General features: G+C 66.6%; 13 protein-coding genes. 9 read left to right on the top strand and 4 right to left on the bottom strand.

Features of this window, described 5'->3' with window-relative positions:
- The first annotated feature begins 394 nt into the window (after nucleotides 1-394).
- Nucleotides 395-1,252: an enoyl-CoA hydratase/isomerase family protein gene (locus tag Q0D31_RS15910; protein ID WP_291852840.1), complete on the top strand. Its 858-nt coding sequence runs from the start codon at nucleotides 395-397 to the stop codon at nucleotides 1,250-1,252.
- A gap of 398 nt (nucleotides 1,253-1,650) precedes the next feature.
- Here the strand turns inward: Q0D31_RS15910 and ubiA are convergent, their stop codons facing one another.
- Nucleotides 1,651-2,586: a 4-hydroxybenzoate octaprenyltransferase gene (gene ubiA / locus Q0D31_RS15905; protein ID WP_291852836.1), complete on the bottom strand. Its 936-nt coding sequence runs from the start codon at nucleotides 2,584-2,586 to the stop codon at nucleotides 1,651-1,653.
- Between the two features lie 10 nt (nucleotides 2,587-2,596).
- Nucleotides 2,597-3,262 (bottom strand): hypothetical protein, encoded by a 666-nt coding sequence (locus Q0D31_RS15900; RefSeq protein WP_291852831.1) that lies wholly within the window; start codon nucleotides 3,260-3,262, stop codon nucleotides 2,597-2,599.
- A gap of 195 nt (nucleotides 3,263-3,457) precedes the next feature.
- Between Q0D31_RS15900 and Q0D31_RS15895 the strand changes: the two genes are divergently transcribed.
- From Q0D31_RS15895 to Q0D31_RS15870, 6 genes are all read left to right on the top strand, one after another.
- Nucleotides 3,458-4,210, top strand: coding sequence for a 16S rRNA (uracil(1498)-N(3))-methyltransferase (locus Q0D31_RS15895; RefSeq protein WP_291852828.1), 753 nt, complete (start codon nucleotides 3,458-3,460; stop codon nucleotides 4,208-4,210).
- Nucleotides 4,211-4,376: 166 nt separating this feature from the next.
- On the top strand, nucleotides 4,377-5,552 hold the full coding sequence (locus Q0D31_RS15890) for an ATP phosphoribosyltransferase regulatory subunit (RefSeq protein WP_291852825.1): 1,176 nt from the start codon (nucleotides 4,377-4,379) through the stop codon (nucleotides 5,550-5,552).
- The gene (gene hisG, locus Q0D31_RS15885; protein WP_291852821.1) at nucleotides 5,549-6,526 is read left to right on the top strand and encodes an ATP phosphoribosyltransferase; all 978 of its coding nucleotides are present in this window, start codon (nucleotides 5,549-5,551) and stop codon (nucleotides 6,524-6,526) included. Before Q0D31_RS15890 ends, hisG begins: the two co-directional genes overlap by 4 nt.
- A 91-nt stretch (nucleotides 6,527-6,617) precedes the next feature.
- On the top strand, nucleotides 6,618-7,664 hold the full coding sequence (locus Q0D31_RS15880) for a glycosyltransferase family 2 protein (protein WP_291852818.1): 1,047 nt from the start codon (nucleotides 6,618-6,620) through the stop codon (nucleotides 7,662-7,664).
- Nucleotides 7,661-8,506, top strand: a complete 846-nt coding sequence (locus Q0D31_RS15875; RefSeq protein WP_291852815.1) for a ChbG/HpnK family deacetylase — start codon at nucleotides 7,661-7,663, stop codon at nucleotides 8,504-8,506. The genes Q0D31_RS15880 and Q0D31_RS15875 overlap by 4 nt, the downstream gene beginning before the upstream one ends.
- Nucleotides 8,507-8,630: 124 nt before the next feature.
- Nucleotides 8,631-9,431 (top strand): DUF2076 domain-containing protein, encoded by an 801-nt coding sequence (locus Q0D31_RS15870; protein WP_291852810.1) that lies wholly within the window; start codon nucleotides 8,631-8,633, stop codon nucleotides 9,429-9,431.
- A gap of 69 nt (nucleotides 9,432-9,500) precedes the next feature.
- On the opposite strand, the gene Q0D31_RS15865 is transcribed toward Q0D31_RS15870, so the two are convergent.
- Nucleotides 9,501-10,310: a L,D-transpeptidase gene (locus Q0D31_RS15865; protein WP_291852807.1), complete on the bottom strand. Its 810-nt coding sequence runs from the start codon at nucleotides 10,308-10,310 to the stop codon at nucleotides 9,501-9,503.
- A gap of 300 nt (nucleotides 10,311-10,610) precedes the next feature.
- On the opposite strand from Q0D31_RS15865, the gene Q0D31_RS15860 reads away from it, so the two are divergent.
- Nucleotides 10,611-11,393 (top strand): protein phosphatase CheZ, encoded by a 783-nt coding sequence (locus tag Q0D31_RS15860; RefSeq protein WP_291852804.1) that lies wholly within the window; start codon nucleotides 10,611-10,613, stop codon nucleotides 11,391-11,393.
- A 127-nt stretch (nucleotides 11,394-11,520) separates the two neighbouring features.
- Here Q0D31_RS15860 and Q0D31_RS15855 read toward each other — a convergent pair whose 3' ends face one another.
- Nucleotides 11,521-12,033 (bottom strand): hypothetical protein, encoded by a 513-nt coding sequence (locus Q0D31_RS15855; protein ID WP_291852801.1) that lies wholly within the window; start codon nucleotides 12,031-12,033, stop codon nucleotides 11,521-11,523.
- A 316-nt stretch (nucleotides 12,034-12,349) separates the two neighbouring features.
- On the opposite strand from Q0D31_RS15855, the gene Q0D31_RS15850 reads away from it, so the two are divergent.
- Nucleotides 12,350-12,646: a co-chaperone GroES gene (locus Q0D31_RS15850; protein ID WP_291852798.1), complete on the top strand. Its 297-nt coding sequence runs from the start codon at nucleotides 12,350-12,352 to the stop codon at nucleotides 12,644-12,646.
- Nucleotides 12,647-12,711: the final 65 nt, after the last annotated feature.

Raw genomic sequence — 12,711 nt, 5'->3', positions numbered from 1 at the left:
CAGATCAGGACATCATCAGGAAGGTGACCGCGGAACACCGCTTACCACCAAGGTCGAGTCCGGTTCGCATCAATGAACGGACATGCGTGGGCAACGTCGGCTAGTCCGAAAAGTGCCAACAGGCGACATCAGAGGCGCGAGGGTCAGAACGCGACGCGCAGTCCCACGCGGCCGCTGACGGCGTTGGATTTGTCCGACAGCGCCAGATATTCGCCGGCCGAGAACAGAGTCACGTTGCGCGTGCGCCATTCCATGTTGAGCCCGCCATTGCCGCCCCAGACATTGGTTTGGCCCGGCTCCTCGGGCCACGGCGTTCGCCGCGGCGGGCATCCCTGCTAAAGAGGATCGCCACGTGTCGCAGGCATGCCGCCAGCAAGAACAGAGGGAAAACGCCATGACCTACGAATACAAACTCCTGGATGTCGCGGTCTCCGGCCGGGTCGCGACCGTCACGATCAGCAACCCGCCGGTCAACGTCATCACGCTGGCCCTGCTGGCGGAGCTCGAGGCGCTCTCGCACGCGTTGAAGGCGGACCCCGACCTCACGGTCGTGGTCTTCCGCAGCGCCGATCCGGATTTCTTCCTGGCGCATTTCGACGTGGCCGCGATCTTGCAGCGCCCGACCGACACGCCGGCCCGCCGCGATACGCAGATCAAGCCCTATCACGCCATGTGCGAGCGCTATCGCACCATGGACAAGGTCGTGATCGCCCAGATCGAAGGCCGGGTCGGCGGCGGCGGCAGCGAACTGGCGGCCTCGTTCGACATGCGTTTCGGGGTGCGCGGCAAGACCAAGATCAACCAGATGGAGGTCCCGCTGGGCATCCTGCCCGGCGGCACCGGCACACAGCGGCTGCCTCGGCTGATCGGGCGCGGGCGGGCGATGGAGTTGATCCTGGCGGGCGACGACCTGGACGCGGAAACCGCGGAGCGCTGGGGCTATCTGAACCGCATCTACGAGGCGAAGGAGATCGGCCCGGCGGTCGAGAAGCTTGCGCGCCGCATCGCGTCATTCCCCGCGGAGGCGGTGCGTCTCGCCAAGCAGAGCGTCAATCAGTCCGACCGCCCCTTGATCGAGGGGCTGTTCGAGGAAGCCTATCTGTTCGACCAGACCCTGCGCACCGCGGGCGCCAAGGCCAACATGCGCCGGTTCCTGGAGATCGGCGGACAGACGCGCGAGGGCGAGTTGCGTATGGGCGAACTCTGCGCCGAACTGGGCGCCGGTGACGAAGGGACAACGAGGCCAGGATAGACCCATCGCCCTGGCCGGTCATCACCAAGCGTATCCCGCGATCCGAAGATGCCGGGCGCTGTGCCGCTGCTGGGCAAGGCCGAGGACGCCACCGTCTTGCCGCACGCGATCTGGCACGGACCCTCGCCCAACCGCTCCGGCAAGGCGCGCAAGACCATCCTCTACAAAAGCGCCATTTCGGACCGATCCCAGCGGGCCCGCTCTGCCCTCAACTTCGGGCGTGTCAGTGCGCTGCACCAAGTGCAGCGATGGGTCATTCGCGACCGGGTCGAACCGGCAGCAAGTCCGGCCATGTCCGCTATGCCGCCGAAAGCGGAAGTAGGCGGAGCTGTAGCGTGCGCGCCCTCACGAGCAGAATGCTTGACGGTGGGCACGGCGCAAGTACGCCTTTGCCTAGCCTACGAGACCGAACGCATCACGGCATCGACGAGCAAGCCCGCGAACAGCAACAGTCCGGCGTCGCGGTTGGATTTGAAAATTCGCAGGCACAACGCGGGATCGCTTACATCCAATCGCCTGATCTGCCAGACCAGATGCGCGGCGAACGCGAGCAGCCCGATCCAGGCCGGCCAGCGCGCGCCGGCGAGCGCCAGCGCCGCGCCGATCAGCAGCACGGCCAGCGAATAGAAAATCGAAAGCGCGCGATGGGTGCGCGCGCCGAACAGGCGCGCGGTGGACTTGACGCCGATCAGCGCGTCGTCCTCGGCGTCCTGATGGGCGTAGATGGTGTCGTAGCCGATCACCCAGGCGATCGAGCCGGCGTAGAGCGCGAGCGCGGTCAGGTCGATCCGGCCGAGCGTGACCGCAAATCCCATCAGCGCGCCCCAGGAGAAGGCGAGGCCCAGCACGACCTGCGGCCACCAGGTGATGCGCTTCATGAACGGATAGGCCGCGACGATCACCAGCGAGGCGATGCCGGCCAGGATCGCAAAGCGGTTGAACTGCAGCAGCACGACAAGCCCGATCAAGGCCTGCACGGCCAGAAACGCGAAGGCCTGCGCCACGCTGACCTGGCCGGCCGGCAGCGGCCGCGAGCGGGTGCGCTCGACGCGCGCGTCGAGATCGCGGTCGGTGATGTCGTTCCAGGTGCAGCCCGCGCCGCGCATGACGAAGGCGCCGACGAAGAACAGCGCGAGCACGAGCGGCAATGGCGCGAGGTCGCGCGCGATGCCGGCGGCCAGCGCCGCCGACCACCAGCACGGCAGCAGCAGCAGCCATGATCCGATCGGACGGTCGAAACGGGAAAGCCGCAAGTAGGGCCTCGACCAGGCCGGCGCATGCGTATCGACCCAGTTGCCGGTGGCGTCGGCGACGCGGGCGGTCGCCTCGCTCATCGGCGCGGGGTCATCGCTGGAGAACGTTGCCGTTCAGCGTGTCGAACGTGCTGCCGCCCTTCTTGGGCTGCGCCTCGGGCAGCGCCGCCGAAGACCCCAGCACTTCGCTGAGACTCGGACCGGCCGGCCGCGCCTGCTGCGCCTGCGCCGCGATTCCGCACACCTGCTTCTGCATCTTCTCGGTGTTCTTATGGCCGTTGCGGAGCTGGTCGGCGATCTGCGGCGGAATTCCGCACTTCGCCGAATTGGTTTCGACATATTTTATCATCTTGATCTCGGCCTGGCCGAAATTGCCGATCAGCTTGCAGGCTTCATCCGGCGACGCCTTGCGGTCGCTGGCGGCCTTGATCAGCTTGCCGCGCTTCTCCGCCTCCTCGCGCAAGGGAAGGAAGCCCTTCATGCAGGCGTCCGCGGCGCCACCCGCCTGCGGCGGCGGCGCGCCACCGCCGAACCCGCCGCCCGGAATCGGCGCGGCACCCTGGGTCGGGAACGCCGACGGCGCGCCGACAGAGGCGGCCGGCGCCGCGGCGTTCACGGGCGGAAACGGCGAGGCGCTGGCGGCGGGCGCGGCGCCCTGGCCGGGTAGCGGCGCCGGAAACGTGCCTTGTGCAAAGGCGTAACCCGCGTGAGCGGTCACGATGACGATAGACAGCGGCACAATCAGGCGGCGGATCATCAAGGGTGTTTCTCCGGCAAGGTCCAGCGGGGCCCGGCGTGTTCGGATCGAAGCACGATTTGCGACACGACATTTTACGATTGCTGGGGGCGCATAACAACCCGCGGAATGGGGCAACAGCGCGGCGTAGGGCAGCAATAATTGCCCGAAAACAACTTGTTTCGGCTAAAACGCGCCGCCGAACGGAACCTTGCCATGCCTGAACCCGATTTTCGCGCCCCCCGCCTGTTCATCGACGCCCCCTTGCGGGAGGGTGAGCGAATCGCGCTGGAACGCCACCACAGCAACTATCTCGGCAACGTGCTGCGGCTCGCGGCCGGCGACAATATCCTGGTGTTCAACGGCCGCGACGGCGAATGGCAGGCGCGGATCGAGGGCCGCAAGCGGCCGGACAGCGTGAGCATCGCCACGCCGACCCGGCCGCAGGACCGCCTCCCCGACATTGCCTACGTGTTTGCGCCGTTGAAGCACGCCCGCCTCGACTACATGGTGCAGAAGGCGGTCGAGATGGGGGCCTCCAGGCTGCAGCCGGTGCTGACGCGCCATACCCAGGTCGCGCGTGTCAACGGCGCGCGGATGCGCGCCAACGTCATCGAAGCCGCCGAGCAATGCGGCATCCTGAGTCTGGCTGCAGTTGCCGAGCCGGTGACGCTCGAGCGTTACCTGGGTGGACGCGAAGGCGAGCGCCTCCTGGTGTTCTGCGACGAGATGGCCGAGCGCCATGATCCCCTGCAGGCGCTGCAACAAGGGTTAACCGCCGCGAAGGGAATCGACGTCCTGATCGGCCCCGAGGGAGGGTTTGCCGAGGAGGAACGGGCGCTGCTGCTGCGACAGCCGACAACGCTGCGGCTTTCGCTGGGGCCGCGCATCCTGCGCGCCGACACCGCCGGCGTCGCCGCGCTGGCGCTGGTGCAGGCCTCGCGCGGCGACTGGAAAACGCCGGGATAGCAAACGGCGGCTTAACGATTAGGGCCGCGTCCGTTGATCCGTTTGGCGTTAACCGATTTGTCGTTAAGCCAGCCGGCCGATCCCTGTCGAAACCCTGCCCCGGCCATGCTAAGGCGGGCGCCAACAGAGCCTGGAACCCGGGTTTTTCCGGATGGTTGGACCTGAGATGACCGCAAACGCCGCCGCTCGAACTGTCGCCGGATCCGCCGCCTGGGCGGACGCGCTGCTGTTGCCGTTTGCGCAGGCCGGCTATATCCATGCCGAGCCCGCCATCCTGCAGCCGGCCGAGCCGTTTCTCGACCTTTCCGGCGAAGACATCCGCAAGAGCCTGTATCTGACCACCGACGCCTCGGGCGCCGAGCTTTGCCTGCGTCCCGATCTCACCATTCCGGTGGCGCGGGATTATCTTGCCTCCGGCCGCGCCGGAGCGCCTGCGGGCTTCAGCTATCTCGGGCCGGTGTTCCGGTATCGCGGCGGCCGCCCCAGCGAGTTTGTGCAGGCCGGCATCGAATCCTTTGGCCGGCAGGACCGCGCCGCAGCCGACGCCGAAATGCTGGCGCTGGCGCTGCAAGCCACCACCGCCTTCGGGGTCAAGAACATCGAAATCCGCACCGGCGACGTCGCGCTGTTCACTGCGCTGATCGAGGCGCTCGATCTCTATCCGGTATGGCGGCGGCGGCTGATCAAGGACTTCAACCGCAAGATCAGCCTGGAACAGGACATCGAGCGGTTGACGCTGTCGACCGGACCCGGCCGCAACGAATATGAGGGCGTGCTGGCCGCGCTGGCCGGCTCCGACCGCAAGGCGGCGCTGGCGCTGGTGACCGACCTGATGTCGATCGCCGGCACCACCAATGTCGGCGGCCGCACGGTGGCCGAAATCGCCGACCGCTTCCTTGAACAATCGACGCTGAAGGGCGGCGCGCTTCCGCGCGACGCGCTCGCCATCATCAAGCGCTTTCTCGCCATCGCCGGCGACCCCGGCGAATCGGTGGCGCAGTTGCGCGCGCTGGCGGCCGACGCCAAGCTTGATCTCGCTGACGCGATCGACCAGCTCGAAAGCCGCGTCCGCTTGATGGCCGCGCGCGGCATCGACCCGCGCCTGGTGCGCTTCTCGACCGCGTTCGGGCGCGGGCTGGACTATTACACCGGCTTCGAATTCGAACTGCACAGCGCCGGAAACCCCGTCGGCAACGGCGCCGAACCGCTGGTGGCGGGCGGTCGCTATGACGGCCTGATGACGCAGCTCGGCGCGGCCACGCCGATTCCCGCTGTCGGCTTCTCGGTCTGGATCGAGGCGCTACTGTCGGCAAGGCCGGCCGCGCCAGGGAGCCAGGCATGAGCGCCCCCTTCGTTGTCGCCGTTCCCTCCAAGGGCCGTCTGCAGGAGAACGCCGAGGCCTTCTTCACGCGCGCGGGCCTGGCGCTCGCCAAGCCGCGCGGCGCGCGCGATTATCGCGGCACCATCGCCGGCCTCGACCATGTCGAGATCGCCTATCTCTCGGCCAGCGAAATCGCCGCGCAGCTTGCGCGGGGCACGGTGCATCTCGGCGTCACCGGCGAGGACCTGTTGCGCGAGAGCATCGTCGACGCCGACACCCGCGTGCTGTTGATCGACAATCTCGGCTTCGGCAGCGCCAATGTCGTGGTCGCGGTGCCGCAGGCCTGGATCGACGTCCGCACCATGGCCGATCTCGACGACGTCACCACCGGCTTCCGCGCCAAGCATAACCGGCGGATGCGGGTCGCGACCAAATACATCAACCTGACACGCGGCTTTTTCGCCTCGCACGGCGTGGTCGACTACCGCATCGTCGAGAGCGCCGGCGCCACCGAAGGTGCGCCGGCCGTCGGCACCGCCGAGATGATCGTGGACATCACGACGACAGGGGCGACGCTGGCGGCCAACGGACTGAAGGTGCTCGACGACGGCGTGATCCTGCGCAGCCAGGCCAACCTCGTCGCCGCCAGAGATGCCGACTGGTCGGGCGAGGCGCGGGAAACCGCGCGCGTGATCCTGGATCACATCGCCGCGCGGGCGCGCGCCAGCAAGTATCGCGAGGTCCGCACCCGGTTTGCCGGCTGCAACGACGCGCTGCTGGCGGAAGCCCACAACCGGTTCGGCGTGGTCGCCCCGTTCGGCGGGCCGACTTCCTCGGGCATGCTGACCCTGCACTGCCCGCCGGCGCGGCTCTACGCGCTCGGCAGCTTTCTGCGTGAACACGGCGCCGATACGGTGTCGGTCGCCTCGCTCGACTACGTGCTCGACCGCGACAATCCGCTTTTTGCCCGGCTCGAGGCCTTCCTGCGGCCATGAGCCGGCGGTTTCGTTCATCGTCGCGACAGCTTGCGACGTGTAACATATGCTGTTGGGATGCTGTGTCCTGGATGATTTGGGATCCGACCGAATGACGCTCGGCGCTGACGTTTCCGCCCTGTCGACGACCGCAGCCAGCGCCGCCGCGCAGGGCCTGTCGATCGTCGTGCCGCTGCACAACGAGGCGGCCGGGCTTGCCGGGCTGCACGGGCGGCTGATCGGCCTTGCCCGCACCCTCAAGGGCCGCTACGGCCTTGCCAGCGAAGTGGTCTATGTCGACGACGGCAGCACCGACGCCACGCTGGCGATCGCCCGCGCGCTGGCGGCGGAGGCGCTCGACATCCAGGTGGTGTCGCTGTCGCGCAATTTCGGCAAGGAAGCCGCGCTGATGGCGGGGCTCGACCACGCCCGCCGCGGCGCGGTCCTGTTCATGGACGGCGACGGCCAGCATCCGCCCGATCTGGTCGAGAAACTCGTCGCCCACTGGATCGACGACGGTTACGACGTCGTCTATACCGCGAAGGCCAATCGCGACAATGAATCATTCCTGCGCCGCCAGGCGGTGCATGGCTTCTACGCGCTGATCAACTGGGGCGCGCGGCAGAAGATCCCCGAGGACGCCGGCGATTTTCGCCTGCTGTCACCGCGCGCCGTCGCCGCGTTGCGCCAGCTTCCCGAACGCAACCGCTTCTTCAAGGGCCTCGCAAGCTGGATCGGCTTCCGCCAGATCCGCGTCGATTACGAACCGGCGCCGCGCGCGCATGGCGTGACGACCTTCAGCCCCGGCCGGCTGATCGGCCTTTCGATCGAGGGATTGACGTCGTTCTCGGTGGCGCCGCTGCGCTTTGCCAGCCTGTTCGGCGTACTGCTGGCGGCGGGCGCATTCCTGTTCGGCCTGACCATCGTCTGGGAAACCTGGACCACCGGCAAGCAGGTCCCCGGCTATCCCTCGCTGGTGGTCGGCCTGATGACGATCGGCGGCGTCCAGCTGATCATGATCGGCATCGTCGGCGAATATATCGGCAAGATCCTCTCCGAACTGAAGGCGCGCCCGATCTACTTCGTCGCCGAGCACGCGGAGAAGCGCGCGGACGCGGAACAGGCGCCGGGCGAAACCGAGCGGACCGCCGCCGAATGATCGCGGCCGCGCCGCCGCGCCGGATCTGGCTGTGCGCCGACGATTACGGACTGGCCGAGGGCGTCAATCGCGCCATTCGCGACCTGATCGGCCGGGCCCGCCTCAATGCGACCTCGGTGATGATGGTCGGCCCGGCGATCGGCCGCGCCGAAATCGCCGCGCTGCAGGAAGTCGCGGCCGCCAGCCCGCGCTGCGCCATCGGCCTGCACGCGACCCTGACGGCACCGTTCCGGCCGTTGACGATGCATTTCCGGCCGCTGGACGGCGGCCTGTTCCCGCCGTTTCCCAAACTGTTGCGGCTGGGCCTGTTGCGACGGCTCGACCCTGAAATGATCGAGGACGAACTGGCGGCCCAGCTCGCGGCGTTCAAGGACCTGCTCGGCCGCGCACCCGACTTCGTCGACGGCCATCAGCACGTGCAACTGTTTCCCGGCGTCCGCGACGCCTTCCTGCGCGCGGTCAAGCAGGCGGCGCCCGACGCCTGGGTCCGCCAGGGTGGCAGGCGACAGAGGCCGGCAAAGCGGCTCGGCGCGCCCAAGGCGCTGCTGCTCGACGTCCTCAGCGCGCAATTCCGCGCCCGCGCCGCCAAAGCCGGCATCCCCTTCAATCCGGCCTTTGCCGGCGCCTATGATTTTTCGAGGGCTCCCGATTTCGGCCTGCTGATGCGGCAGTTCATCGAGGGATTACCGGAAGGCGGGCTGGTCATGTGCCATCCCGGCTTTGTCGACGAGACGCTGGCCAGCCTCGATCCCCTCACCGTCCAGCGCGAGGCTGAGCACGCGTTTCTCGCCGGCGATGATTTCCCGGCGCTGCTGGCGGCGAATGGGGTTACGCTGGGCTGAAACGACGCGGCAAGCCGGTGGCGGCGTTGTCGCCTACGGAAATTTAATCCGCCCACCCACTACCTGCGACACAAAGCCCGACTACATCTTCCGGGTGCATCGATGCCGATCGACGGAGAGAGCCATGACACCGCAAGAACGCCAGTTGGTTGACGATCTTTTCGACCGGCTGGCCAGGCTGGAGAGCGCGCCGCGCGATCCCGAGGCGATGTCGGCGATCATGCAGGGCCTGCGAAAATCGCCCAACGCCGTCTATGCGCTGGTGCAGACCACGCTGGTTCAGGATGAAGCGCTGAAGCGCGCTGACCAGCGGATCCAGGAGCTGGAAGCGGCGACGGGCCAGCACGACCGACCGCAGGACCAACCTGGCGGCTTCCTCGATTCGATGCGCGAGGCGATTTTCGGGCAACCCCCGCAGCACGGCTCGGTGCCTAACGTTCGCGCCCCGGAGATATCAGGCGGTCGCCCGGCGTGGAACACCGGCCGGGTTCTGCCGGGCAACATGCAGCAGACCGCACCATCCGGACAATTCGGCCAGCCCGCCTCCGCCCAGCCGCCGTTTGGCGCGCAGCCCTCGGCGTTCGGCGGCGGCGGCTCGTTTCTCGGGACCGCCGCGGCGGCCGCCGTCGGCGTGATCGGCGGATCGATGCTGGCCGGCAGCTTTCGCTCGATGATGGGCGGCGGCAACAACCAAGGCTTCGGCGACACCGCGGGCCATAGCGGCGGCATCGAGGACCGCAGGCCATGGAGCGATCAGGCCGGCGGCGATCTGGCGCGCGAGGCCGGCATCAATGACATCGGTGGTCAGCGGCAGGGATTTTTCGATCAGGCCTCGCACGACGCAGCAGACGGCGTCGACCATGGTTCCGACGGGTTCGACGGTGATGGCGGCGGCGACGGCGACGGCGACGGCGATTTTAGTTGATCCGGTTTGCAGAGAAAGAAAGGCCGTCCGTTCCGGGCGGCCGTTCTCACGTCGATCGCTTGTAGCCGGTCAGATCACGACCACCCTGGCGCCGACGCCGACCCGGCCGTAGAGATCGATGACGTCTTCATTGCGCATCCGGATGCAGCCCGACGATACGTTGGTGCCGATGGTCCAAGGCTCGTTGGAGCCGTGAATGCGATAGAGCGTCGATCCCAGATACAGTGCGCGGGCGCCGAGCGGATTTTCCGGACCGCCCTCCATGTGCCGCGGCAGGTCAGGGCGGCGCGCCAGCATTTCCGGCGGTGGCGTCCATGCTGGCCACTCCTTTTTCCCGGAGATCGTCTTGACGCCGGACCAGGTGAAGCCGGGGCGGCCGACGCCGATCCCATAGCGCAACGCTGTGCCGTCGCCCTGCACCAGGAACAGAAACTTGTTCGGGGTATCGACAACGATGGTGCCCGGACGTTCCCTGCCGCGATACTCGACGACCTGCTTCTCGTATTTCGGGTCGAGCGGGCGTTGCACCGACTCCAGCACCACGTCGTCTTCCTGATGCTGCCGCATCGAGGGCCCGGGATCCATCGGCGGCAGCGGCTGGCGCCGGCCGTCATGACCGTAGCCGGGCTGCTGCTGATAGGAGGGCTGTTGCTGGTAGCGCCCGCCTTGCATCGGATCGCCGAACAGGAACTCGATGAAGCCGCCGCCGAGCGGCGAGCGTTGGGCATAGGCCATCCGCACCGGCGCCGGATGTGCCGCGGGGCGCGCGTAAATCACCGCCGGCCCGCCCGGCGTCGATACGTCGATCGCCGCGGCCGGATCGGCGAAGCAAAGGCAGGAGGCGCCCGCCAGGAGCGCAAGGAAATGTTTTCCGGACATCGACGTACTCTGCACTGTTCGTCACTGCGGGTTCGCGGCGGCCGGACGAGGCCGCAGCACGCGATCACTACAAGGCAAACCTGATCGGTTTGGTAAACGAAAACGGCGTTTCGATTCACCACGTCGCAATGCCCGGGCGGATTCGCCCGGTAGCGTTTATTTTGCGTGAACGCCGCAAGCTCATGGTTAACCGCTGGTGTGCGCGCACATGCAGCCGACGCCACAATCCGTTCCCGCGTGAACCTCGCGTTAAATTACGTCGGTATAGAACACTGACATTGAAGGGGCGGGAAAAATCTCATGTCGGTAAGTCGCAAGCGCTTTCGTATCGAACAGGCCATCCGGGGCGACCAGGCCTTGTCCTCGCCCGCCGCTGACGAAGGCGATGAACCCAGCCTGACGCATCACGAGATCATGACCGAGCTGCGCGCGATCCGGGCGCAAATGGCAGCGGGCGGCCAGGCCCGCGCTGCGGGGCCGATCACCAACGAGGCACAGGTCGCGCGCGAGGTCGCCGAGGCCCGTGCGCTGCTGGAAACCTATCGCGCCCAGATCGAGCAGTGCGAAAAGCTCAAGATCGAACTCGACCTCATCCACGGCGCCATCGACCGCACCAAGCGCGAGATCGCCGTGCTGCATGGCACGAGCTTCGATGGCGACGAAATGGCCAAGGTCAATGGCGAGCTCGGCGCCGTGGTCGGCGGCACCGAACAGGCGACCCAGAAGATTCTGGAGGCCGTGGAAGCCATCGACAATGCGGCCACCGCGCTGTCCAAGGGGACGCCCGACCAGCAGAAACAGCTTACCGAAGAGATTCAGGAGCGCGTCGTCGCGATCTTCGAAGCCTGCAACTTCCAGGACCTCACCGGCCAGCGCATCAGCAAGGTGATGGCGACGATGAAGTTCATCGAGGGTCACATCATGGAGATGATGCAGATCTGGGGTGGCGTCGACGCCATCAAGGCGCACGCGCCCGCGATCATCGATACCCGCGAAGGCGACGCCAAGCTGCTCAACGGCCCGAAGCTCGACGGCGACAAAGGCCACGTATCTCAGAACGATATCGACGCCCTGTTCAATTAGGTCGGGAATGTCCGCCGGAGACCCCCGGGCTTAGCTCATCCAGGAAGAAGAACGCCGGTCCTTGAGGGCCGGCGTTTCTTCTTGGTTTTTTCTTGAAGGGCGGTTGAGAATTCCTCAAGCGGCGCGGTCAGGCCCGCGCGGCGCAGCGAATGTAGACCATGTTGCCGTAACGGACCGCGGCATCCTTGTCGATGAAGCGGGTAACCATGATGCGGCCGTCGAAGGACACGATCTCGCGGTCCTGGTCGCCGCCAGCGGGGCCGGGAGGCCCGATATAGTTCTTGCCGCTCGGGCTGCCCTTCAGGCGCAGCTCCTGCGGGGTTGCCTGGTCGGCCAGATGCATGACCACGCCGCCGGTGGCGCCGGCGCCGATCACGTAAGGCTGCTTGCACTGGGCCTTGGCCGCAGCTTCGGTGCGGGCGCGATCATTGGGATTCTGGAACGAGGCGAGGCCCCAGCGGCCGACGATCTCGTCGGCGCGGATGCTGGCGGGCATTTCAGGCGCAACGCCCGGCTCGGGCTCGGGCGTCGAACCCGACAACGACGGCAGGCTCATGGAGCTGCACGCCCCCAGGAATATCGCGAGCGCCGATACGATCGCCAGATTGGCAACCGTGCGCGCGTTACGTGACCTGATCATCGCATTCCCCCGAGCAATTCCCTGAACGCTCCCGTCAAGCAGCCAACCGCAAAACGCCTGCCGGAGCAATGACGTCCGCTAATTACGCTGCGGCTCCGATTTGGTTTCCTTGCCAGCATCCTATATCGGCCTCACCAAGGACTTAATCCAACTTTGCTTGACAGGATCGGTGCCAAGCCATATTTCCCGAACGTTTAGCACTCAAATACGGAGATTGCTAAGGAACGGGCCAGCCGCGCAGCCTGGCATCCACAGCCAGTTTCGATCGTAGCAGACCTGAAACCAAACCTCCCAGAGGAACTTCAAGAGGAACTTCATGGCCAAGTCCAAATTCCGCCCGCTGCACGACCGCGTGGTGGTCAAGCGCATCGATGCCGAGGAAAAGACCAAGGGCGGCATTATCATTCCCGACAGCGCCAAGGAAAAGCCCTCGCAGGGCGAAATCACGGCGGTCGGTCCGGGCGGCCGCGACGAGGCCGGCAAGCTGATCCCGATCGACCTCAAGGTCGGCGACCGCGTGCTTTTCGGCAAATGGTCGGGCACCGAGGTCAAGCTCGACGGCGAGGAGCTGTTGATCATGAAAGAGAGCGACATCATGGGTGTGCTGGCTTAAACCGAACCCATAACGAACGTTGCTCGTCGGCGCGCTCTCTTCCCTTCTCCCCTTGTGGGAGAAGG

The organism is Bradyrhizobium sp., assembly GCF_022844465.1.
Taxonomy (GTDB): Bacteria; Pseudomonadota; Alphaproteobacteria; order Rhizobiales; family Xanthobacteraceae; genus Bradyrhizobium.
This window is presented reverse-complemented; position numbering and strand designations above follow the sequence as displayed.